General features: G+C 33.2%; 19 protein-coding genes and 1 pseudogene. 4 read left to right on the forward strand and 16 right to left on the reverse strand.

The features are described 5' to 3' along the window. Positions 1–84: 84 nt before the first annotated feature. Positions 85–1,197 carry a lactonase family protein gene (locus P5P89_RS16230; protein WP_278009264.1) on the forward strand — a complete coding sequence of 371 codons (1,113 nt, stop codon included), beginning with the start codon at positions 85–87 and terminating at the stop codon, positions 1,195–1,197. Positions 1,198–1,289: 92 nt separating this feature from the next. Here the strand turns inward: P5P89_RS16230 and P5P89_RS16235 are convergent. From P5P89_RS16235 to P5P89_RS16280, 10 genes and pseudogenes are all read right to left on the reverse strand, one after another. Then, positions 1,290–2,635: pseudogene (locus P5P89_RS16235) on the reverse strand (DEAD/DEAH box helicase). A 198-nt stretch (positions 2,636–2,833) separates the two neighbouring features. Further along, on the reverse strand, positions 2,834–3,094 hold the full coding sequence (locus P5P89_RS16240) for a response regulator transcription factor (protein ID WP_278009265.1): 261 nt from the start codon (positions 3,092–3,094) through the stop codon (positions 2,834–2,836). A 19-nt stretch (positions 3,095–3,113) separates the two neighbouring features. After that, positions 3,114–5,273, reverse strand: coding sequence for a DUF4838 domain-containing protein (locus tag P5P89_RS16245; protein ID WP_278009266.1), 2,160 nt, complete (start codon positions 5,271–5,273; stop codon positions 3,114–3,116). Between the two features lie 178 nt (positions 5,274–5,451). Beyond that, positions 5,452–6,144 (reverse strand): YaiO family outer membrane beta-barrel protein, encoded by a 693-nt coding sequence (locus P5P89_RS16250; RefSeq protein WP_278009267.1) that lies wholly within the window; start codon positions 6,142–6,144, stop codon positions 5,452–5,454. Beyond that, positions 6,141–6,656: a tetratricopeptide repeat protein gene (locus P5P89_RS16255; RefSeq protein WP_278009268.1), complete on the reverse strand. Its 516-nt coding sequence runs from the start codon at positions 6,654–6,656 to the stop codon at positions 6,141–6,143. The genes P5P89_RS16250 and P5P89_RS16255 overlap by 4 nt, the downstream gene beginning before the upstream one ends. An 87-nt stretch (positions 6,657–6,743) precedes the next feature. After that, positions 6,744–9,158: an alkaline phosphatase family protein gene (locus P5P89_RS16260; RefSeq protein WP_278009269.1), complete on the reverse strand. Its 2,415-nt coding sequence runs from the start codon at positions 9,156–9,158 to the stop codon at positions 6,744–6,746. Positions 9,159–9,422: 264 nt separating this feature from the next. Next, complete coding sequence (locus P5P89_RS16265) at positions 9,423–10,187, reverse strand: TIGR02757 family protein (RefSeq protein ID WP_278009270.1); 765 nt, start codon at positions 10,185–10,187, stop codon at positions 9,423–9,425. Then, entirely contained in the window at positions 10,180–10,455 is a 276-nt protein-coding gene (locus P5P89_RS16270; RefSeq protein ID WP_278009271.1) for a hypothetical protein, read from the reverse strand. The genes P5P89_RS16265 and P5P89_RS16270 overlap by 8 nt, the downstream gene beginning before the upstream one ends. 116 nt (positions 10,456–10,571) lie before the next feature. Then, positions 10,572–11,879 carry an LIC_10190 family membrane protein gene (locus tag P5P89_RS16275; protein ID WP_278009272.1) on the reverse strand — a complete coding sequence of 436 codons (1,308 nt, stop codon included), beginning with the start codon at positions 11,877–11,879 and terminating at the stop codon, positions 10,572–10,574. A 1-nt stretch (position 11,880) separates the two neighbouring features. Next, complete coding sequence (locus P5P89_RS16280; RefSeq protein WP_278009273.1) at positions 11,881–12,546, reverse strand: ABC transporter ATP-binding protein; 666 nt, start codon at positions 12,544–12,546, stop codon at positions 11,881–11,883. Positions 12,547–12,731: 185 nt separating this feature from the next. Here P5P89_RS16280 and P5P89_RS16285 point away from each other — a divergent pair, with 185 nt between their 5' ends. Further along, positions 12,732–13,028 (forward strand): hypothetical protein, encoded by a 297-nt coding sequence (locus P5P89_RS16285; RefSeq protein WP_278009274.1) that lies wholly within the window; start codon positions 12,732–12,734, stop codon positions 13,026–13,028. A 58-nt stretch (positions 13,029–13,086) separates the two neighbouring features. Here P5P89_RS16285 and P5P89_RS16290 read toward each other — a convergent pair whose 3' ends face one another. The 6 genes from P5P89_RS16290 to P5P89_RS16315 form a co-directional block, all read right to left on the reverse strand. Further along, positions 13,087–15,816 carry a T9SS type A sorting domain-containing protein gene (locus tag P5P89_RS16290; RefSeq protein WP_278009275.1) on the reverse strand — a complete coding sequence of 910 codons (2,730 nt, stop codon included), beginning with the start codon at positions 15,814–15,816 and terminating at the stop codon, positions 13,087–13,089. A 336-nt stretch (positions 15,817–16,152) separates the two neighbouring features. After that, a complete protein-coding gene (locus P5P89_RS16295) occupies positions 16,153–16,455 on the reverse strand; it encodes a DUF6787 family protein (protein WP_223681555.1) in 303 nt (100 codons plus the stop codon). 34 nt (positions 16,456–16,489) lie between these two features. Next, the gene (locus tag P5P89_RS16300; protein ID WP_278009276.1) at positions 16,490–16,927 is read right to left on the reverse strand and encodes a DUF6146 family protein; all 438 of its coding nucleotides are present in this window, start codon (positions 16,925–16,927) and stop codon (positions 16,490–16,492) included. A gap of 181 nt (positions 16,928–17,108) precedes the next feature. Continuing rightward, positions 17,109–18,059 (reverse strand): D-2-hydroxyacid dehydrogenase, encoded by a 951-nt coding sequence (locus P5P89_RS16305; RefSeq protein ID WP_223681553.1) that lies wholly within the window; start codon positions 18,057–18,059, stop codon positions 17,109–17,111. A gap of 241 nt (positions 18,060–18,300) precedes the next feature. Next, positions 18,301–19,371: a 3-phosphoserine/phosphohydroxythreonine transaminase gene (serC, locus tag P5P89_RS16310; RefSeq protein WP_278009277.1), complete on the reverse strand. Its 1,071-nt coding sequence runs from the start codon at positions 19,369–19,371 to the stop codon at positions 18,301–18,303. Between the two features lie 79 nt (positions 19,372–19,450). Beyond that, entirely contained in the window at positions 19,451–20,536 is a 1,086-nt protein-coding gene (locus tag P5P89_RS16315; protein WP_278009278.1) for an acyl-CoA reductase, read from the reverse strand. A gap of 137 nt (positions 20,537–20,673) precedes the next feature. On the opposite strand from P5P89_RS16315, the gene P5P89_RS16320 reads away from it, so the two are divergent. Together P5P89_RS16320 and P5P89_RS16325 are read left to right on the forward strand one after the other, a co-directional pair. After that, positions 20,674–21,024, forward strand: coding sequence for a 4Fe-4S dicluster domain-containing protein (locus tag P5P89_RS16320; RefSeq protein WP_223681550.1), 351 nt, complete (start codon positions 20,674–20,676; stop codon positions 21,022–21,024). A 151-nt stretch (positions 21,025–21,175) separates the two neighbouring features. Next, entirely contained in the window at positions 21,176–22,339 is a 1,164-nt protein-coding gene (locus P5P89_RS16325) for a peptidase associated/transthyretin-like domain-containing protein (protein ID WP_278009279.1), read from the forward strand. Positions 22,340–22,378 lie beyond the last annotated feature (39 nt).

Raw genomic sequence — 22,378 nt, forward strand, 5'->3', positions numbered from 1 at the left:
TTTTAAAATTCATTTATAAGTGAAAAACCTGTGCTAAAAGATATTATTACTTATTTTAGCTAATTCAAAAAACCACTTTACAATATGAAAAAAATGTATTTAATACTATTTTCAGCTTTAGTAGTCACCACTTCAAAAGCTCAAAATAAGTTTAACTTGTTGGTAGGAACTTATACCAATACCTGCGAAAGCAAAGGAATTTATATTTATGAGTTTGATGCTAATTCAGGAGATTTTAAATTAAAAAAATCTTCGGAGGGTGTTGTAAGTCCGAGTTATTTATCGGTTTCGGCAGATAATAAGTTTGTTTATGCTGTAAATGAAAACGGAAAACAAAGTGCAGTAAGTGCTTTTAGTTATGATTCTAAATCCGGTACAATAAAATTAATAAATAAGAACGATGCTTTGGGTGCAGATCCCTGTCATTTGATTAATGACAGCAAAAATGTAATTACTGCTAATTATTCGGGTGGAAATATTGCCGTATTTAAGAAAAATGCTGACGGAAGTATTACAGAAGGGCAACAGCTCATTCAGCACGAGGGTAAAGGCCCGAATGAAGCACGTCAGGAAAAAGCGCATATGCATATGGTTGCTTTTTCTCCTGATAAAAAGTTTGTTTTAGCCAGTGATTTAGGTTTAGATAAAGTTTTTATCTATAAATATAATTCTGGTGCCGCACATGAAATTTTAAAATTAAAAGAAAGTGTAAATGTAAAAGCAGGAAGCGGACCAAGACATTTGACTTTTAGCAAAGATGGAAAGTTTGTGTATTTGCTGCAGGAATTGGACGGAACCCTGACTACGTTTTCTTATGACAAAAGCGGCAGTTTAAAACTTTTAAAATCAACCAATATTATTCCGAAAGATTTCAAAGGGGCAAACAGCTCTGCTGCCATCAAAATTTCACCTGATGGTAAATTTTTATACGTTTCAGATCGCGGTGATGTAAATATGATTACGGTTTATAACATTCTTAAAGACGGTAGTATCACTAAAGTAGAACAAGTAAGCACACAGGGAAAAGGCCCAAGGGATTTTGCGATTGATCCATCTGGAAATTTTCTTTTAGCAGGACATCAATACACCAATGATATTATTATTTTCAAAAGAGATAAAATTACCGGAAAGCTTACTGGTACAGGGAAGAAAATTGAGTTATGTTCACCTGTTGGACTGGTTTTTACTAAAATATAGTATATCAAATTCCAAAAAATAAAAAATCCAAATTCCAATTTTAAAAGTCAATTGGAATTTGGATTTTTTTTATTGGGATTTACTACCTGTTGCTATTTTTTCTTCTTCTTCTCATTTCTCGTCTTTAGCATATTTCTGTTAACAGAACCATGTGTTTTCTTTTTTGTTTTTGAAGGTCCGCCCAAATTGACTTTTTGATTCTTTTTAGATTTTTCGTGAAAAGCACCTTCTCCTTCCAGCTTTACTTTTTTCATCAAAAACTTAATCGGTTGTTTGTCTTTTTCAGGTTCGATTAGTTTGGCTGAAATTTCAACTTCTTCAGGCAAATCAGTGATTTCAAGTTCCTGATCCATCAAAAGTTCAGTTTCGATTTTAAATTCTTCTTCTCTTGGAGAAACAAAACTAATGGCTGTTCCCGTTGCATCTGCACGACCTGTACGGCCAATTCGGTGCATATACAGTTCAGGTTCTTCAGGCATTTCGAAATTAATTACGTGTGTGATGTTAGAAATGTCAAGACCCCTTGCCATAACGTCGGTTGTTATTAAACCACGAAGATTTCCCTCCTGAAATTCGGCCATCGTACTCAAACGGTAATTTTGGGATTTATTAGAATGAATTACACCAAATTTCCCTGCAAAAAGCTCATCAATTCGATTGAAAAGCATATCCGAAATTTTTTTGTTGTTTACGAAAACCAAAATACGGCTCATGCTTTCGTCAGTCTCCAATAAATGTTTTAACAAATTTACTTTTGTATTGAAATTCGGAACGTTATAGGTAATCTGGGTAATTTTTTCAAGCGGCGTTCCTGAAGCAGCAAGAGTAACTTCTTCCGGAAAATCAAAATAATCATTTAAAATATCGTCAACTTCATCTGTCATCGTTGCAGAGAACAAAATATTCTGACGTTTTGTTTTCATCATAGCTAAAAGCGAAGTAAGCTGTGGTCTGAAGCCTAAATTCAGCATTTCATCAAATTCATCGATAACCAGTTTTTGTGTTTCATCAAAACGAACAACAGCATCAAGCGCTAAATCCATGGTACGACCCGGAGTTCCCACTAAAATGTCAACACCTTCGTAAACTGCTTTTTTTGAGTGTTTATGTTTACGCCACCATAAATTCCCAGAGTTTTAACGGACATATAAGTGGTTAACTTTTCAACTTCTTCCACAACCTGTACTACTAATTCGCGGGTTGGTACCAGAATTACGATTTTTGGCGTATTGGTATTGGTGAATTTATATAATTTTAAAAGAGGCAGTAAATAAGCAAATGTTTTACCGGTTCCGGTTTGTGCAATTCCCATCATATCTCGGCCGGACATAATTACAGAAAAAGATTTTTCCTGAATAGGAGTAGGTGTAACAAATCCTAATTCGTCAACAGCTTTTTGTAATGATTTTGGAAGATTGAATTTTTCGAAAGTACTCATTTGCATTAATTTTTTGCAAAGATAGCATTAAATCCTCTTTGAAACAGAGAAATACGAAAAACATCTTGAGTTAGTGATGTCTTTTGTGGTAAAATGTTATTTTAAATATCTTTTTACCCGAAATAATAATTCGTTAGGACTAAAAGGTTTAGCGATAAAATCGTCAACGCCTAATTTAAAAACATCCAAAACTGTAGCTTACTCTTCACCCAGGGAAGACAAAGCAATGACAAGTGTTTTAGTGAAGTTGTCTTTGATGAATTTTATAACTTCAAGACCTGATTTCATAGGCATTAAAATATCTGTCATAACTAAATCAGGCTTTTCTTCCGGAATTCTTTCAATAGCATCTAATCTGTCTTTTGAAATTATAACTTCGTACCCTATTATAGAAAAGATATACTTTAATATTTGAATGGTCATGTTATCATCTTCAATAATAAATATCCTTTTTGGCATGGGGTGATCTTTAGGGCTATTATTTAAGTATTATTTCATCTATCATAAGCATGGGTTTTTTGTTTTTTCTTTCGCGCCATGCAGGTAATTTTTGTTCCGGGACTAAAATGACTTTGATTCTATCAAAATTACGGAAACTAATGTTGTTAAAACTGTATTTTTTTACAGTAAAATCATAATTTTCAGTTAAATATGATTCTTTTTTCTCCTTTAAAGTTTTCCATTTATGATTTTTGAATCCTTTTATGATAATTTTTGAGGGTGGAAAAATCCAGTGACGCTGATCTTCCAGACATTGAAATTCTAACGAGTTGAAATCTGTATTATTGCAATTAATAATTATTTCGGCATTTTGGCCATACCAGCCTGTCCAGTTCAGATTAAAATCTTTATAACCTTTTATCCCGTCTTGTATTCCGTTTTCTTTTTTTAGGTTGAATTCAGCTTCGGGTTTTGTCAGAAATTCATATTTCAGGTTTTCCCCTACATGATCGACAACATTGTTTTTAGCGATGTAGTTCCATTGATTACTATATTCTTCAGGACTTAAACCCTCTTCACTAAGTTCATAAATTCCGAAATCAGTACAATTTTGTACAAAATTCTGAACCCTCTTCTTCAGATGATCTTTAACAAAAAATGAATCGCCATTTTTTTGAAACATACCGTGGGGCTCTTTTCCGTAGAATTTTGCCTGTTCGAAATACACATATTCTAATGCCAGTCTCAGTTTTAAAACTCTCTTTGCAATTACAGGTTTGTTTTTTGAAACCATTTCTGCCTGGCTTATTAACTGATCGTACTGATCCATCGCTGCAGGGGAGAGGAATGTGTTCCGGCCTTCTATCGGGCTGGTATAAATATCAAGATAGCGGTTGCTTTTTTCCTGATTTTCAATAAGAAAATCAATGTATTTTTTAACAAATGGTGCCGCATCGTCATAAAATCCATTTATAAAATCATTCGTGACAGCTTCAGCATCAGTATCAGTATCCCAAATTATTTTTGCCAGAAGATATTGTCGTAATTCATATAAATCTCCGGCAATATCAGCATAGCCCTGTACAAACAGTCCTTTGACCTTGTTTTGTTTGTATAATTTATAGTTTTTGGAAAAAGTATGAAAGTTCGGAAACGGAGAAAGATAATTAGTAAACTCTACCGTGTAGTCCCATAAATACAAGTGGTCAGTTGTAGTATTCCATTTGTTGAGAATATTTACAAAACTGTTATTGTCTGCTGTTTCTTCGATAGGTTTGCCGCGATTCATTTCTATTGGACAAAAAATCGTATATATATTAGGCTCAATTTTTATGTTTTTTGGCGCCTGATAAGTGTGAAGATAAGCTAAAGTTGTAATGTTCGTTTTTGGGAATTGTGCTGCAATTTTGTTCAGGAAATGATATAATGATCCTTGCGGTCCCCCATGTTTTTCGTTTAAAGCTTTGCATTTATCACATTCACAATAAACCACATCATCGTTTTGGCTTATTGAAAAGAAGCGGGCATTAGGATTTTGACTTATAATGTCCGTCATTTTTTTTGAAACAATTTTTAGTACAGTATCATTGGTCATACATAATGATTCGGTATTTCTCCTGCCTTCGTATAGAGCAAAAAAGTCGGGATTTGTTTTAAAATATTCTTTGGCACTTATTAATTTATAAAAGGAGTGTCCCCAAATGCCAAAATCATCGATATGCCAATCCAGTTTGTGCCATTCCCTAAAATTTTCATCGTAGCAATCAGGATAAAATAAAGCACGGTATTCAAAAGAAGGTTTGTAAGTTTTGTTGAAATTTTTTGGAAAAGTTATTTCTGTGAGCTTCGGAATAAAGCTGTCTTTTGCAGTGTATTTTCTAAAACCCCACGTTTCCAGTAAGGTATAAATGGCGTATCGTAACGTTTTTTCACTGGAACCAATTAGATAAATGTTTTTTTCATCGCTTTTGATAATAAATGAATCGTTTTTACCAGAACTTCCTTGATTAACATCAAGAATTATTTTTGAACTCTCAGTATTTTCTGATTTAGCATTCTGAATTAAAAATGGATTATCAAAAGCCTGATCTAAATAGGTTTTTAAGAGTACGGCAGCTTTTTGAGTGTTTTCATCAGAAGAAACAATAATCACTTCCTGTCCTTTCGTATTTGCTAAATGTAAGGAGTCTTGAGCCATAATTTTGCAGTTTAGAAAAGATAAGAAAACAACAATGTAAAAAATAATGTGTTGTTTGATTTGCATTTTTTAGAATTGATATTGAAGCTCCAGATGAGCCTTGATTTCTCTTTCTTATTACAAAATTGACTTCAAACGATTTAAGTATAAATGATTCACTTTTAATTTTCAAAAGCAATTACCTGAAGCGGATTTCCCAGGACAATGCAAGGGTAGAAATCCAGAAATAATTTCCCTGATCAAAAGGAATTTCCTGATGAATGATTCCAAGTTGTGCGCCCCAGGCATTTTGTTTGTTATGGGTCGAGAAATAATAAGAGACATTCAGTTTTTGCGATTGAAGGTTTACGATTCGGTTATCATTTTCAAAAAAGTAATTCTGATTGAGTTCCGGTGAAATTCCGGCGCCAATATTGATGCCGAAATAATTATCAGCATCACTTCTATATTTTCGGTATGTTAAGGTGCCTGAAGAGCTTAAACCATTATCTCCCGGAGTAAAATATGGACGGAAAGACCAATAATTATTTCCATTGTACCAGGTTACAGAACCTGTATAAATCATGGTTGTAGTATCGTATTGTAAACCTCTGAGCCCTGCCGAAATTTCAAAACTTCTTGGCAGCGATTTATAAATTTCTGCACCGTATCTGTAATCAGGGAATAATGAAGAGTCTGATACACCAAAGTTCAGATATGCATACGTTCCTTTGGCAATTTTAGGGTATAAATCTAACTCGTATTGAGTTCCGTACTCACCAAGTCTCCTGTCGATGTTTACTCTCCCAATAATACTTCCATATTTGGTTTGGCGTGCATATTTTACAGCATTGTAAAACATAGGATCAAATACATCAGAGTAAATATTCACTTCTGAAGTGACGCCAATCGTATTGTTTCGTACTTTTTTCTCAATTCCGATTCCGATTCTTTGGATATAGAATCCTTCGGGATATCGCTCGATAATGTTTGTACCCCTCCGGCAGTAGCGGTTGGAATCATCGTACTTTCCTGTGCACTTTTCTGCAACTCTAATATTTCAGTGTCATTTGGAAATTTTTTCAAAGCTTTTTTAGATAATTTTAGAGCAAGAAAAGGAAACTGACCCCAGATTTCATTTTTAATCGCAGCAACCCAAGTGGTTTTTCTGTGTTGGTCTTTTCCTAAAATTTTTTGAAATTCGGTTCTTGCTTTTTTATAATCCCCATCCCAGGCATAAGTTGAGGCTAAAAATTCACGAACATCATGATAATTGGGATATTTAGTCAGGATATGCAATAAAGTATCCTGTGCCTGTTTTCTGTTATTATTAAAGGCGAAATCGCGGGCCTTTGCAAATGAAACGTCTGGGTCGCCATTATACATCTTTTCTTGTCCAGTCATCTGAAACGATGCCGAAAATAAAGTTATAATGATAAAAATATAGATTTGAAAATTTCTATGTCCAATTTTTATAAGAGTCCGCATTACTTATTTGGTATTTGAATTGTTGATTGATTTTTGAGATCTTTCGATCTTTATTTTGATTTCGGGATTTTTTACACCGTTTGAAAGTGCTAATTTACCTGTTTCGATTGATTTTTTATTCTGATCAGACCACCAATAAACATCCATCAGGGCTAAATAAGCATCATCATACAAAGGCATTCTTTTGATGACAATCAGTAACTCATTTTCTGCTTTTTTGTATTCACCGTCCCAACCAAATATCCGGCCTTTTAAAGTTCGTACATCTGAATAATTGGGTAATTCATTTAAAATATAATCACATAACAAAATCGCCGTTTTGTGCTTTTTATTGAAAGCTAATTCCCTAGCTTTGAAAAACATCTGGTCCGGATTTAATCCTTTGGTTAGTTTGTCGATCTCTATTTGCTCATCTTTAGTAAAATGGACGCCCTGTTCTTTGCTTAAACTCAAAGATTTTGGAATAATTTTGTCCTTTTGTGTCAAATAAGCATTCAGCTGTTTAAAAGCATTGAATTCGCTGGTGATCTTATTCAAAATGGCATCATCATTGATGCTTTCTATATCAAAATTGTCTTTTATTTTGTACAATTCACCACTTGAGTACAAATATTCTTTATACACATAATCATCAATTGTTCCTTTATTGCGCGTTAAAGGTATACCCTGAGTGTTTCTGAATTCTTTTGCCGTATCGAGACCTTTTCCCATCCAGGCCGTTTGATCCAGTCTGTTAAATTTGTAATTATTAAACAAAAAGGAAACCAGACTCGGTGTCACATCCCAGTGTGAAGAAACCGACTTAAACGATTCAGTTTTTTTCAGCATTGGACTAAATATATACAAAGGTACATGAAAGCGGCATAATTTGTCTTTTTGTGTAATAGGAATCAAACGATGGTCGCCTGTAATTATAAAGATAGTATTTTTATAATCAGGTCTTTTTGCATACGCTTCCATATAATTTTTAATGGAATTATCAGTGTAATTCAAACAGGCAAAAATATCTTTATAAGAGCTAATATTATCTTTTTGTGATTTTAAATTTTCATGCGCATCAATAATGCCGTCAATTTTTTTCAGATATGCATTTTTTTCCGGAAAATCAAAAGGTTCATGATTGGTAAGGGTTTGTATGATATCCAGTCTTGGAACCTTCATTTTGTTAGTTTCGATAAGTGCTTTTCTGAAAATTTCAGCGTCAGGATACCCCCATGAAAAACCTCCTGAATTGGCTTTTGTCTCAATATATTCAGGGCCATAGCTGCTTTTGTCTATTGTGTTGTCGATACCGTTTTGATCCAAAAAGTTAATTTTTCTATCAAAATTAGCGTTATCGCCTGAATAGAAAGATGTGGTATATCCGTTTGCCTTTAACACGTTTATCAGCGAAAGGTGTCTTGGATACGGATTTAGTTCTAAAAAACCTTTTTGACCGTAAGTCAATGAACCCAATAATGACGATAGTACAGCAAAAGTCCTTCCTCCGTTGCTTAAAAAATTTTCCCAATACAATGATTTTGGGATCATTGAATCTAAATAAGGTGTAAAGCCTGCATATTCATTTTTGCCAATAAATTCGGCTCCCAGGCCTTCGACTACAATAACAACAATATTTGGTTTTTCATTTGTAATAGTAAAATAAGGTGCTAAAACGTCCGGAGTCTCTTTAAATGATTTTAGCATCGGATATTCCGATTTGAATTTAATGCTTTGAACGTTTTCGGCTATACTTTTATCTCTTTCAAACCTGATGATATCTTTGGTTATAAAGGCAAGTTTGTTTTCATACTTAGAATCAGACAGGCCGGAAACAAATAGTTTCATAACTCCAGCTATAATCAATGATGCAAATGTTGATGCTAAAACTATCTTTCCTTTGCCTAACCTGGTAAAAGCAAAATTGATTCCCAGGTAAACCAGAGGAATTATAAAGAAAGGCAAAAAGAACATAAACGAAAGAGATTCTGATGCTGTGACAGTTGTGTATATGTCTGAAAAAGAATAGCCCAATAAGTCGGCTCCAAGGTTAACAAGTGTCGTAGAACTGTATTTTACCAATGCAAACTGTATGAGTCCAACCAGGGTAAAAAGTACAGTCATAAAACGTACGGCAAACGTTTTATTTATGTATCCAACGATTATGAATAAGGGCAAAAGTACTAAACTCACTGCGATGGCTGATAAAAAATCATTAGCTAATTTATATCCGATCTCAAGCCACATGTTTGGAATTGTAACACCATTTGCTATTTTTAAATACGTTTCTGCAAAACTGGATAGCCAAAAAATAAGTACTAAAGACGTGGTGAGATATAAATATTTTAAATGGTGTGTTTGCATTTGTTTTATTTTATATTGTATAAAGTTTTCTTTTTCTTTGATTGTTACAGGATTATCAAAACCTTGGCGTTTCATATTTCCCTACTTTGTTCTTTATAGATTAAAAAAAATATAATATCCTTTTAGGTATGCTTCCATTTAATAAAAGTCGTTTGGTGTTACTATAAAACTTAACGAATAATCTATTCTGTTTAATTGAAGATTACATAAAGATAACGAATATTTTAAATGTTTAAAATAGCGAAACCTTTCCTTTTTCGGAATTAGTAATTAAATGAAAATAGAAAATTTAGTACATGTAAGGTTTAAAAAGTTGCAAAATTGATTTTGATCAAATTTTTAAAACCCTTCAAAAACTCCTAAGCCGAATAATGCAAAATCATATTTTACCGGATCAGTTGGGTCTAATTCACGTAATCTCTTATCTAATTCAGCTAGTGCTTTTCCATCATTCTGCTTGCGCAAAAGAAGTCCTAACTTACGCGCCACATTTCCGGAATGAACGTCAAGAGGACAGGAGAGGGCCGATGGGGTAATAGTTTTCCAGATACCTAAATCAACTCCTTTTGTGTCCTGGCGTACCATCCATCTCAGGTACATGTTGATGCGTTTTGCAGCAGAATTATTTAGCGGATCCGAAATATGTTTCTGGGTACGGGGCAAATGATCGGTTTCAAAGAATGTTTTTTTGAATTCATGAATACTCTTCTGCAAGCTGTCCTTTTCCTGATGTTTAGCAAAAACAGTTTCTAAGCCATTATGATTTTTATAAATATGCTGTAATCCTTTAATAAAACCTGCAAAATCTTTCCCGTTAAAAGTACGGTGGACAAAATTTTCTAATCGTTGCAAATCTGAATCAGAATGTGACATGACAAAATCATATGGTGTATTGCCCATCAATTCCATCATTTTATGTGAATTTTTAATAATCATTTTACGGTTCCCCCATGCGATGCTGGCACTTAAAAAGCCAGCAATTTCAATATCTTCTTTCTGCGAAAATAAATGCGGAATTTGTACTGGGTCGCTTTCAATAAAATCGAAGTTGTTGTATTGATTGACTTTTTCGTCAAGAAATTCCTTTAGTTCAGTCTTATTCATCGTTTTGTACTTTTTTTGGATAAAACCCATCTTTTAAATCGTTCGTACGCATTTGAGGAATAGTTTCATAATATTTTTTATAATACTCAATCTGATCCTTATTGACACAAGGCAAATCACCGTCCCCGTTTGACCAGAAAATATCGTTTTCAACAGGTGAATTGTAGATTAAATTTCCTAAACGGATGGTTTCAAAATCAGTGTCGCTTTTGGTGTTTTTATGAGGAAAAATAAGGTTGTCAATTGAAAAATTGCTAATTTTCAGCATGAATTTATGATTCGCAAATTGATTTAGATTTAAAGGAAAAAACAAAACAATAAAAGTGGGGATTAAAGATAATAGCAGTAAAGAATAAATTGCTTTTTTGTTTTGTATGAAACAAGTCAGCAAAAAAAGAGAAAAAACATGACAAAGTTCATGAAAAAACGATACTGAGGAGAAGTAACGAAAAGCAAAAACATTTGAAAAAGCATTACGAAATAAAGAATCCAAAGGCTTTTTTTATTCTGAAATTTATAAATTAAAAAAGGTGTAATTAACATGATAGTAACAATAGTTTTATCAAATAAACCATTAAGTTTTGGAAGAAAAAGCCACTTTAAAAACAAATCCTTAACAGACATAGTATTGTATTGGAATTCGTTTACAAAATATCCATAATGTTTGATACTATCATAGTAAGCACTTCCAATCGCATTAGGAATCGCATAGCTGGTTTCTAAACTACTAAATAGTTTTGATGGGAAAACCGGGCCTCCACAAATAATCATGTTCTTTATAATATACAGCGACAATAGTATCACCGACAATAAAACAGGCTTTATAAGTTTTTTTGATAATAACTTAAAGTGCAGCAGAAATAAGATAATCGGAATTATTGCAAAAGCAATGGTTGTGTTCTTAATGTAAATTAAAAAAAGAACTAAAATGACAATAAGATAAAAAGATTCCGTAGTGGTTTTTTTGAAATTATCTAAAAAATAAAAGAAAAGCACAAACGAAAATACGTAAACAGGAATATCCGGTGAAGGAGCACTGATAAACTGAAAAAGAAAAACATTAAATAAAGGAAGTAATCCAATAATAAGGTAGTTGGTTTTTTTATTTTGATAAAATTCGTTTAGTTTTTGAACAGAAAAAATGCTGCCTAAAAACAAACAAAAACCGCTTAAATCATTGAAGTTTTTATATAAAAACGAAAAATTAAAAATACTCTGTGTAATATGCCAGCCACTTGTTTGGCCCAGGTAAATATGCAAATTTGCAATTCCTTTTACAAAACCATATTCGTTAAGCCATTTTATGGTTTGAATGTAATAAGATTCGTTGTCAATTACAAAAGGAGCAGTACTACATTGTGCTATAATTAAAAGAGTAATTAAGATCAGAATTAATTTTAAAACTTTTTCTAGTTTTTTAAAATCAAGTAAAAATTGTTTGTAAATATTTAAAATTGAGAACTTGTATTTAAGTACCAACAGCATGTTGAAGAACAATAAAACAAGGTGAAATTCAATGTTTATTCTTCCGAAAATCGCCCAAATACTGGCTAAGATTGTGGTAAAAAAAAGACCTAATACTGAAGTTACTACAAAATTATTGTTTTTTGTACCGATGATTTTATCAAATATAAACCCAAAATTTATAGTGGAGAAAAGAATGTAAATCCAACTTAAAAAAATTAAAAGCATCTTAAGATATAATTTGCCCGTCTGACATTATCAATTTTCTGTCGGCCATGTTTGCCAGTTCTTCGTTATGAGTCACAATTACAAATGTTTGTCCAAATTCATCCCTAAGCTTAAAAAATAACTGATGTAAATTTTCAGCAGAATGGGTGTCAAGATTTCCTGAAGGTTCATCGGCAAAAATCACATCGGGTTTATTGATCAAAGCTCTTGCTACTGCTATGCGTTGCTGTTCTCCGCCAGAGAGTTCGTTTGGTTTATGATTAATTCTGTGAGATAGTCCTAAGTAATCCAGTAGTTTTTTAGCATCTGCTTCTGTTTCAGAAGGCTTTTTGCCTGCAATGTAGGCAGGAATACATACATTTTCAAGAGCAGTGAATTCTGGTAAAAGCTGATGAAACTGAAAAATAAAACCTAAATTCAGATTCCTGAATTTTGACAAAGCTTTGTCATTCAGTCCTAAAATGTTTTCTCCGTTTATGGTAAGAGAAGTTCCTGAATTTGATTTTTCGGGTTTGTCTAAAGTGCCTAAAATATGCAATAACGTGGTTTTTCCGGCACCGGAAGCCCCAACAATTGAAACAATTTCTCCTTTTTGAATATGTAAATCAACGCCTTTTAAAACTTCGAGCTTATCATAGAATTTATGTATATTTTTTGCGTGTATCATCTGGAAACTGTTTTTACAAAGAAACAAAGATTCTGCCGATATATAAATGGGTGTAACAGAATTTTATGAGTATAAATTTTAGCGGTATGTTTATTGATATGGGAATTTAGAAATTAATTTGAATGATGAAATAATTTCGCTGAACGAATTATTTTTAATTTTGATTACAACTAAATAACAGTATCATGCAGAACCTGAATGTTGCAGAGGATAATAGAATTTCGAAACTATTGATCGGATTACTTTTAGACGGCATTGGGATGATTTCATTCAGTATTCCGTTTTTAGGCGAGTTCTCCGATGTAGTCTGGGCACCAATTGCAGCCTTTATCATGTCAAGAATGTACAAAGGCAGAGTAGGGCGGGTGGCAAGTATTTTGACTTTTGTAGAAGAAATACTTCCGTTTACCGATGTGATTCCGTCTTTTACAATTACGTGGATTTATACCTACTTTTTTCAGAAAGAAAAAGAAATAAAATAACAAATGGCAGCCCGGGAGCTGCCATTTATTTTAGAAAACTATAAAAAATAAACTAAACTTAGTGAACAATAATCTTTTTGATATGCAATACCTCTTTTGTTTTTGGGTCAGTAAACTTTAAGAGAAAAACACCTTTTGATTTCAAATTGATGTTTTCCTGATTTTTTCCGTTAATGTTTTTTGTCATCACTTCTTTACCCAAAATATCAAAGATCTTAAGTTCTGCATTGCTGTCATTTTCCATTAAAATAGAAAATGAACCGTTATTTGGTACAGGCCAAACACTAAAAGAAGTATTTTCTTTGGCTGTTTTTTCAACTGAAAGGGTAGAGCTGTATCCGCTTACAATATTTACTTTACGTGTCATGCTTGCTCCTTCATTGTCTGTAACAGTAAAATCGAAAGAGCATAAACCTGTTGCATTTGGTGTAAATTCTGCAATATTTCCATTAAGTATGGCATTTCCGTTAACAACATTAGAAAGCGAATAATTAACACCACTTGTAAAGCCTCTTGAAAGTTTCTGTATATTAATATCAATTTTATTTCCTGTTGGAGAATCGTAATGCGGCAGGGACATCCATTGTAGGTACAAGTCTAAATTGGTGTATCCGTCTAGATCGTTATCTGCATTAGAATCTGAAAAATCACCAATAGCTGAATCTGGATTTGTGCCTATGATTGTTTCCCACCAATTTGGCAGACCATCCTGATCGGTGTCCCAACTAGCATTTCTGACAATTTCAGGGTATATTTCGTATCCTCCAACATCAGATTCGTTGTCAGGAAAACCAGCTTTATTAGTAACGCTTCCTCTGTAAGTGTAAGTCCCGTTTAACGTTTCTGTAATCATTCTTTGGTCGTGTGTGTCCAATTCAGGCTGTACACAACCTACATCAGAAAGTACAATTTTATAAGCATTAGCTGCAGATTGTGTTGTTACAAAAGATGGAAAAAATGGGGAGTCAACAAATGTTTCATAATTTATTGTAACGCCGTTCGATAATCTTGATCTTCTGCCAATTGATTGGTTTGTTTCGTTAAAATATCCTGGCATAACATTTCCACTGAAATAAGCTCTTTGCATACCTGCAAAATTATTTTCATGATCCATAGTTAATGCATATTGCTTCAATTCAGTACCTGCACCTGGTTTATAGTAGTTGTTAACGAAATTGACTTCACTCGCTCCTCCATCTGTCGTTCTGGAACCCCAATTGTAAACTACATTATTGGTAATATCTAATTTTCCACTAAAAACATTATTTGCATCTAATCCTCCTCCTAAACTCCAATTGCGGCCATAATTATGTGCTAGTAAGTTATGATGAAAACTTCCCACATCACCACCAATTGTTGCAGCATAACCGTGCTGTGTTCCTGCAGGATAATTTGCATGTCCTGCGGCATTCAGGGCTTCAGATATTAAAGTCCTCTGTAGGGTAATATTTTTTCCTGAACGGGAACTAAAAGATTCATCAATTGTCCAGCTGATTGAACAATGATCAATTATACTGTTATCAGCACCTGTTAATCCCATTCCGTCAAAAGTAGTTCCTCCGCCCAATCGCACCCTTATATTCTGAACAACAGCATCATTTCCTGTAATTCCAAAAGGAGCAGTACGAATACAAATGCCTTTTCCTGGAGCGGTCTGGCCTGCAACTGTAACATATGGCTGACTCAAAACCAGTCTGGAATTAAGTTGTATAATTCCCGAGGTATTGAAAACAATTGTTCTGGGACCAATATCATTTGTAACAGCTTCACGTAAACTTCCAGGCCCATTATCATTAAGATTAGTAACTGCTATTACTTTTCCGCCCCTTCCACCACGGGCAAAGCGGCCATAACCTTCAGCCCCCGGAAAAGCAAGCTGGGCTGGACGAAAGCGCCAGATGTTTCCTTTTACTATTTCATTATTAGCTAAAACTTCATCCACTCTCCAATAGTAAGTTGCTCCTGTATATAAACCGCTTAATTCATAAGAAGTATTGGTTTTAACCTGATTTCCTTTGTATTCTGATGATGATGTTCCCGCAGCTTCCAAAGCAGCTAATTCAGTGCCAAAATAAACATTATGGGATACTGCATTGATAGCTGAAGTCCAGCTCAATGTAGTATTTCCGGAGTTTAATTCTACATGTTCGTTATTATTTTTAGGAACAGGATTTGTTGACTGATTAAAAATATTAGGTGTGTTTAATTCAAATCCATTGAACATTATGTTTTTAATGTTTTCTGTACCTGAGGTTTCGGCTTCAAATAAAATAACAACATCTGTATTTTCGGTTGCCTGAAATTTCAAATAAGCTGATTTTGCAGACGCTGGTGTTAATGCTCTGACACTTGGAATTAAATTGTCTACTACTTTATTGCCGTCAACCGAAATATCAATCGGACTAAAGTTATTCCCATTAGGACTGTCCACAGCGTTTAAAAAAGCCATTAAAGTATGTTCTCCTGTTGCTAACCCCTTTATTTTAAGTTCTATTTTTGCTCCCAGATTGGCATTTGTGCCTTTTACAGTAAGGCCATCACCAGTTAATTTTGCAAAATTAGGGGATTGTATTCCAGCTTTATACCAATTAGTACCTAATTCCGTGCCATTATCTCCCATTCTTGTTACAGTAAAAGTTATTCCATTTGTTGTAAAAGTACTGGTGTTAAATGATCCTACAACCCATGGAATATAACCTGGTTCACTTACCTGAGCTGTTGGTTGATTAATAATATCAAAATCAATTTTTACTACCGGACTTTGGGCAAAAATCTTTGTAGTTAACATTGTAAGGCAAATAGTCGCCATTACAAACGATAGTTTTAAGGTGTTGTTGAACATGTAGTTTGGTTGGTTTTGTTAGTAAAGAAATTTTTATCTTAAACGTAAAGTTTTAAAATATCAAAAACAAAACTGTCCTGCCCCATCCTGTCCAATATTCTTTTAGTGATTATTGATGGTAATTTAACCTAATAAAACATGTTTTATAATAAATAAATATTAAATTGTTAGGATTTATTCAAAATAATAAAATGATTACTGTGATAAAACGTAATGTGTTGCGTATTTAAAGCAGGTAGTACAGAAAGAAAATATGGCCTGTAAATATAGTTTAAGCTAGAGTTAATCTTTAAATAAAAACCCCAATCCCATGCTTTTAAGCATTTTTTTTTCAAAGTTCCAAAAAAAACGAAACTGACCAAATAGGGTTCCTATTCCAACGAGCAGAACCTGATAAATTGGAAAAATAACCAGTAGCCTGATTAAGGTAAACCAACCGCCAAAATCTTCTTTTGTTATGTTTAATAATTCGCAAAAGGGTCTGGACAGCCACGCAGATGCCGATCCAGTGATGGCAAATACGATAAATATAATGACAAGCTGAAAATTTGAGGTGATACCCCAACGTTGTTTTAATCTGTTCATTATTTGTTTGTAGTGATTACAAATATACTAACAATTATCTGGAAGGGACATGTCCTGCCAGTTTTTGTTTGTAAGTATTTTGGAAGTAAATCATGTAATTGTATATCAGGTAGTTAACTTCGTATCCGTATCGGATATGTGGCTGATAATCAATGGTCATCTCATATAAATTTGGATTATAGCGCTGAGGCTGTAACACACGATTGTTCCATTCTGTTACATAAACCTGATTTTTATTTTCCAGATAGCTGAGTGAATAATAATTTCTTGGTAATGCCATTGAGGCGAGCCAAAAACTAAATCCATTATCTATAATTATAACTTCATATTCTAAGGAATCATTTGCGATTCGTACTGTATCATTTACAGCTGCTTTTATTGGAGTATTAGTTGTCGCAATTTTGTTCTTAGAAGATGTTGAACATGCAATGATTGTAAATAAAATCCCTATTATGTAAACGAAATTCTTCATGGTTTAAATTTTGAACATTAAATTTACAGAAAAAGGAATAAAGGTTTCTATTATTTAACATTTGTGATTAAAATGATTGTGTTATCAAATAAAAACCAACAAAACTTTCCATCTAAAAAACAAGAAAGGGGATTTATTAATCAGTGTTAATAAATCCCCTCAAGTTATTAGTTATAATGAATTAACTTAATAAAGTAATGATTTGTGAAGCTAATTCAGTACCAATTCTGTCCTGAGCTTCTCCTGTAGCTGCACCAATATGCGGAGTCAATGAAATTTTAGAGTGCATTAAAATTGCCATTTCAGGTTTTGGTTCGTTTTCAAAAACGTCTAGTCCTGCAAATGCTACTTTTCCTGAATCTAACGCTTTTACAAGCGCAACTTCATCAATAACACCTCCACGTGCACAGTTTACGATTCCAACACCATCTTTCATGATTTCAAATTCTTTCTCACCAATGATATAACCATCCTGAGCTGGAACGTGTAAAGTAATAAAATCAGATTCTTTTAATAAAGACTCTAAAGACTGAGGGACGATAGTAGTTGTAATAGACTGACCATCAAAAAACTCAACTTTTACATCTACAGACGGAATAAATCCATCAGCAGCAATAACTTTCATACCTAAACCAAGAGCCATTTTAGCAGTTGCCTGACCAATACGGCCAATGCCTACGATACCTAATGTTTTTCCTCTTAACTCAGTTCCATTTGCGTAAGCTTTTTTCAGACCGTCAAAGTTTGAATCTCCTTCAAGAGGCATATTTCTGTTTGAATCATGTAAAAAGCGAACACCGGAAAGTAAGTGTCCAAACACTAACTCAGCAACTGATTCAGAAGAAGAAGCAGGAGTGTTAATTACATGAATTCCTTTACTTTTAGCATAATCAACATCGATATTGTCCATACCAACACCACCACGTCCGATGATTTTGATACCAGGACAGGCATCGATAATATCTTTACGAACTTTAGTTGCACTACGCACTAAAATTACGTCTACATTGTTTTCATTAATAAAGTTAGCAACTTGTTCCTGAGCTACTTTTGTAGTGATAACTTCAAATCCACCTTTTTCTAAAGCTAGAATTCCGCTTTTAGAAATTCCGTCATTGGCTAATACTTTCATTTTGGTCTATTTGTTTTGATTATTATTAATTGTTTAAAATAAATAATAAAATGAATGATATAATTTTTCTTTTTTTATTTAGAAGCTAATCCCGCTATCCGTTTCAAACGAAGTTCACTGAACTCCAATTTAAATAAATATTTTCATGAAGTAATCTTTTATGTTTTTAAAGAAAAAAATAAAAAGGATTTTCACTGCTATCGGGGCTTAGGCTCTGGTATTCGATTGATAATTTTGGTAACTAAACTTTAGTTTCCAAAGCTTTCATTACATCCACTAAAACCTGTACACTTTCGATAGGCATTGCGTTGTAAATAGAGGCTCTGTAACCACCAACAGAACGGTGTCCTGGCAATCCTGAGATTCCGGCTTCTTTCCATAATTTATCAAACGTTTCTGTGTGATCAGCATTTGTAAGAAGGAAAGTAACGTTCATGTTAGAACGATCCTCAACAGCTGCAGCACCTTTGAATAATGGATTTCTGTCGATTTCGTTATAAAGTAATTCTGCTTTAGCGTTGTTTAATTTTTCAACAGCAGCGATACCGCCTTTTTCTTTAATCCATTGTAATGTTAATAATGAAACATATACAGCAAATACAGAAGGTGTATTGTACATACTTTCTGCTTTGATATGTTTGCTGAAATCGAGCATACTCGGAATTGTTCTTCCGTTTTTTCCTAAGATTTCTTCCTTAACTACCACTAAAGTAGTTCCTGCAGGCCCCATGTTTTTTTGAGCTCCGGCATAGATTAAGTCAAATTTAGAGAAATCTAATTCGCGTGAAAAAATATCAGAACTCATGTCGCATACAACCGGGATGTTGGTTGACGGGAATTCTTTCATCTGGGTTCCAAAAATGGTGTTGTTGCTTGTACAGTGAAAATAATCTGCATCGGCAGGGATTTCATAACCTTTTGGAACATAAGTATAATTATCATCTTTTGAAGAGCCTACGATAACAGTATCTCCAAAAAGTTTAGCTTCTTTGATGGCTGCTGTGGCCCATGTTCCAGAATCTAAATAAGCTGCTTTTCCATTTTCCTTCATCAGGTTGTAAGGAGCCATTATAAATGCTGTACTTGCCCCGCCCTGTAAAAATAAAGCCTGGTATCCTTTGCCTGTAAGTCCTAATAGGTCTAAAGCCAATGCACGGGCTTCGTCCATAACTGCAACGAAATCTTTGCTTCGGTGTGAAATTTCAAGAATTGATAATCCTGAATTATTAAAATCTAAAACTGCTTTTGATGCTTTTTCAAAAACTTCCTGAGGTAAAATACTTGGTCCTGCGCTGTAGTTGTGTTTTTTCATGGTATAGTTAAAAGTCCAAATTTTAAAAACGCAAATTTCGGGAATACAAGCCGAAAAACCGTTAAATTATTCGCAATAATTACAAATTTTTATCCGATGTTATTAACAAAAACGATATAGTATCTACATTGTCTGCATAATCCCATAATTGCGGAGTCTGAGTTTTTCCGAAAGAAATGCTGTCTTTAATCAGATTATTGCTTACAACACACTGAATTTGTTCAGATTCAGCTTCGAGACGACTTTTAAGATCTTCTATATTTTCATAAAACTCATAAAAAATGCTTGAAATAGGAGAAGCATAACTAGGATCCTCTTTTATGGTCAAAAATCCATTGTCGAGTAATTTGAAATTACTCATTAAAAAGACCGCTTTATTGTAGTCATAATTATTAGCATATTTTTCATAATGGATAACATCCTGATATTTGAAAATAGCTTCAAAAAAAGTATCGAATTTGTAATCTTTCGGAACAAAAAGTTTAGATACATTTCGGCATCCCAAACCAAAATAACGAAAAATATCTTCCCCCAAAGCTTCTAAATCTTCTTTTGTTTCCTGACCGTTTAAAACAGCAACAGAATTTCTGTTCTTGCGGATTATCGAAGGTTTATCTTTAAAATAATATTCAAAATAACGGGCAGTATTATTACTTCCGGTTGCAATGACGGCATCAAAATTTTCTAATTTTCCTTCCACAAAAGTAATATTGTCTTTTAGACTGTGATCAATAAAAATTAAATATTTGGTTAAAAATGGCAGTAAGTGCTGATCATTAGAAGAAGTTTTTATTAAAGCTTTATTTCCGGTAATTAATACGCATAAAAAATCATGAAACCCTACTAACGGAATATTACCGGCTAAAATTAAGGCTACTGTTTTTCCTTTTTTATTATCCTGAGAGAACTCAGTAGAATAGCCCGAAAGCCATTTGTCGATATTTTCTTCAGTCAAAGCATCTGCCCATGATTTTATGGCGAAATATACTTGCTCAGGTGTATACCACCCATTGTGTGATTGCGAAAGTTCAATGAGTTTTATAAAATCATCAAAAAACAAATCATTACCTAAAACAGATTCATTTCGAGTATTTTTTTCTTCTGAAAACTGACTCAAAAACTGACCAAGTGCTATAAAAGATTGTTTTTTTTCGTTTTGTAACATAAGTAATTTGTTTATGAAAGGTTTTGATTGTAATTTTGCACAAAAATAAGCTATATTAAGTTATAAGGCAAAGCAGAATAAAATGTTTGGCATTTTTAGTAAAGTCTTTTAATTTTTAACCCGTAACCAAGAATAAAATGGCAATAATTATAACCGACGAATGCATCAATTGTGGGGCTTGTGAACCAGAATGCCCTAATACAGCAATTTATGAAGGAGCTGATGACTGGAGATATAAAGACGGAACAAGTCTTTCCGGAAAAGTAATTTTACCTGACGGAACAGAAGTTGACGCAGATGATGCTCAAACACCAATTTCTGATGAAGTGTATTATATTGTACCCGGAAAATGTACAGAATGTAAAGGTTTCCATGATGAGCCTCAATGTGCAGCTGTATGTCCTGTTGATTGTTGCGTGCCAGACGAAAACCACGTTGAAGACGAGGAGACACTATTAAACAGACAAGCGTTTCTACACGCAGAATAATATTCAAAATTATACTATATCAAAATCCTGAGTGTTATGCTTAGGATTTTTTTTATTTGTAATAAAATATTCAATTATTTCGTATTTATCTGGTTTTTAATGTTTTATTTTTGTTAAATTTGGCAATAATTTTTGTATTTTTATAATAACCATGAGAAGACTAATACTTATATTTATTCTGTTATTTAGTGTTGATTTTTTTGCACAAAGCACTGAATATTATATTGTTATAAAAGATATAGAAACGTTGATGCCTATTGAAAATGCTACGGTTTTTATTATGAAAACCAAGCAGACTCTAATAAGTAATAAAGATGGAAAAGTAACTTTTGAATTGAATGGAGCTTCAAATGTTCAGGTTTCTGAAACAAATTATGAAAAACTAACGCTTCGCTGGGCAACTTTAAAAGAAGATCAGTTTGTAGTTTATCTTAAAAACACCCATAATAAGTTAGATGAAGTAGTTGTATCAACTGAAAATCCTCAAAAAACACTTCAAAAAATCGTTTCTAATTCAAGGCACAAATTAGCTGATTCTTACCGTTTAAAGGTGTATGTGAGGGAGTTTTTTTTGTTAGATAATAAATACTCTTATTATAACGACGGACTTGTAAATTTTCAGTTTTCAGTCAGTCAGAAAAAAGCAACAACAACATTACTTGTTGAGCAAAACAGATCTTATGGTTTATTGGAGGCCGATATTAGTGCAGATTTACGAGGGTATAATTTGAATAATATTATGGAAAATTATTGCAATTTAAATTATTTCGATCCTCTTTTAGATTCAAAAGCAAAAAAAGAATACAGCTTTACAACCAAGGGACACCCTAACAATAAGAGTTATTATATAATGTCTATAGTGCCTTTGGATGATTCAAAAACGGCTCTTGATACTTACGAAATAGTCTATGACCCCGAAAAAAAGTTGATTATAGAATTTAATGTCATTATTGAACCAAAAAATTTGTCGGAAATAGTAGAAAATGAACAAATTGGTGCTAAAAATGTTACAAGATCAATTGTTAAAGTCAGCTACAGGGCTGAAGGTCAGGATTATTATCTTTTGACTGCCAATGAAGAGATAGGATATGATTTGGTTTTAAAAGAGGAAATTAAAAATATTCAGGTTCGTAATAATTTTATAACAACCAGCTTCAACAGACAGAATTTTACTTATAAAGAAAGTGATGTTTTTAAAGAGAAATCGCTTTTCAACAAAAAAAATAAAGTGTTGACCAAATATTGGGACATTTCCGGATTTACAGCGACAGATGAGGAAAAGGCAATTATAGATGGCTTAGAGTTTAAATTATAACTTCTTTTTATATATAAAAAAAATCCTGAGTTTATAAGC

This window comes from Flavobacterium gyeonganense (assembly GCF_029625295.1).
GTDB classification, from domain to species: Bacteria; Bacteroidota; Bacteroidia; order Flavobacteriales; family Flavobacteriaceae; genus Flavobacterium; species Flavobacterium gyeonganense.

What these genes read in the sequence shown, in the direction of transcription:
- P5P89_RS16230 (WP_278009264.1), top strand. Translation starts at nt 85, where the DNA reads ATGAAAAAAATGTATTTAATACTATTTTCAGCTTTAGTAGTCACCACT.
- P5P89_RS16240 (WP_278009265.1), bottom strand. Translation starts at nt 3,094, where the DNA reads ATGCCAAAAAGGATATTTATTATTGAAGATGATAACATGACCATTCAA.
- P5P89_RS16245 (WP_278009266.1), bottom strand. Translation starts at nt 5,273, where the DNA reads ATGGCTCAAGACTCCTTACATTTAGCAAATACGAAAGGACAGGAAGTG.
- P5P89_RS16255 (WP_278009268.1), bottom strand. Translation starts at nt 6,656, where the DNA reads ATGACTGGACAAGAAAAGATGTATAATGGCGACCCAGACGTTTCATTT.
- P5P89_RS16260 (WP_278009269.1), bottom strand. Translation starts at nt 9,158, where the DNA reads ATGAAACGCCAAGGTTTTGATAATCCTGTAACAATCAAAGAAAAAGAA.
- P5P89_RS16265 (WP_278009270.1), bottom strand. Translation starts at nt 10,187, where the DNA reads ATGAATAAGACTGAACTAAAGGAATTTCTTGACGAAAAAGTCAATCAA.
- P5P89_RS16270 (WP_278009271.1), bottom strand. Translation starts at nt 10,455, where the DNA reads ATGCTGAAAATTAGCAATTTTTCAATTGACAACCTTATTTTTCCTCAT.
- P5P89_RS16275 (WP_278009272.1), bottom strand. Translation starts at nt 11,879, where the DNA reads ATGCTTTTAATTTTTTTAAGTTGGATTTACATTCTTTTCTCCACTATA.
- P5P89_RS16280 (WP_278009273.1), bottom strand. Translation starts at nt 12,546, where the DNA reads ATGATACACGCAAAAAATATACATAAATTCTATGATAAGCTCGAAGTT.
- P5P89_RS16285 (WP_278009274.1), top strand. Translation starts at nt 12,732, where the DNA reads ATGCAGAACCTGAATGTTGCAGAGGATAATAGAATTTCGAAACTATTG.
- P5P89_RS16290 (WP_278009275.1), bottom strand. Translation starts at nt 15,816, where the DNA reads ATGTTAACTACAAAGATTTTTGCCCAAAGTCCGGTAGTAAAAATTGAT.
- P5P89_RS16295 (WP_223681555.1), bottom strand. Translation starts at nt 16,455, where the DNA reads ATGAACAGATTAAAACAACGTTGGGGTATCACCTCAAATTTTCAGCTT.
- P5P89_RS16300 (WP_278009276.1), bottom strand. Translation starts at nt 16,927, where the DNA reads ATGAAGAATTTCGTTTACATAATAGGGATTTTATTTACAATCATTGCA.
- P5P89_RS16305 (WP_223681553.1), bottom strand. Translation starts at nt 18,059, where the DNA reads ATGAAAGTATTAGCCAATGACGGAATTTCTAAAAGCGGAATTCTAGCT.
- serC (WP_278009277.1), bottom strand. Translation starts at nt 19,371, where the DNA reads ATGAAAAAACACAACTACAGCGCAGGACCAAGTATTTTACCTCAGGAA.
- P5P89_RS16315 (WP_278009278.1), bottom strand. Translation starts at nt 20,536, where the DNA reads ATGTTACAAAACGAAAAAAAACAATCTTTTATAGCACTTGGTCAGTTT.
- P5P89_RS16320 (WP_223681550.1), top strand. Translation starts at nt 20,674, where the DNA reads ATGGCAATAATTATAACCGACGAATGCATCAATTGTGGGGCTTGTGAA.
- P5P89_RS16325 (WP_278009279.1), top strand. Translation starts at nt 21,176, where the DNA reads ATGAGAAGACTAATACTTATATTTATTCTGTTATTTAGTGTTGATTTT.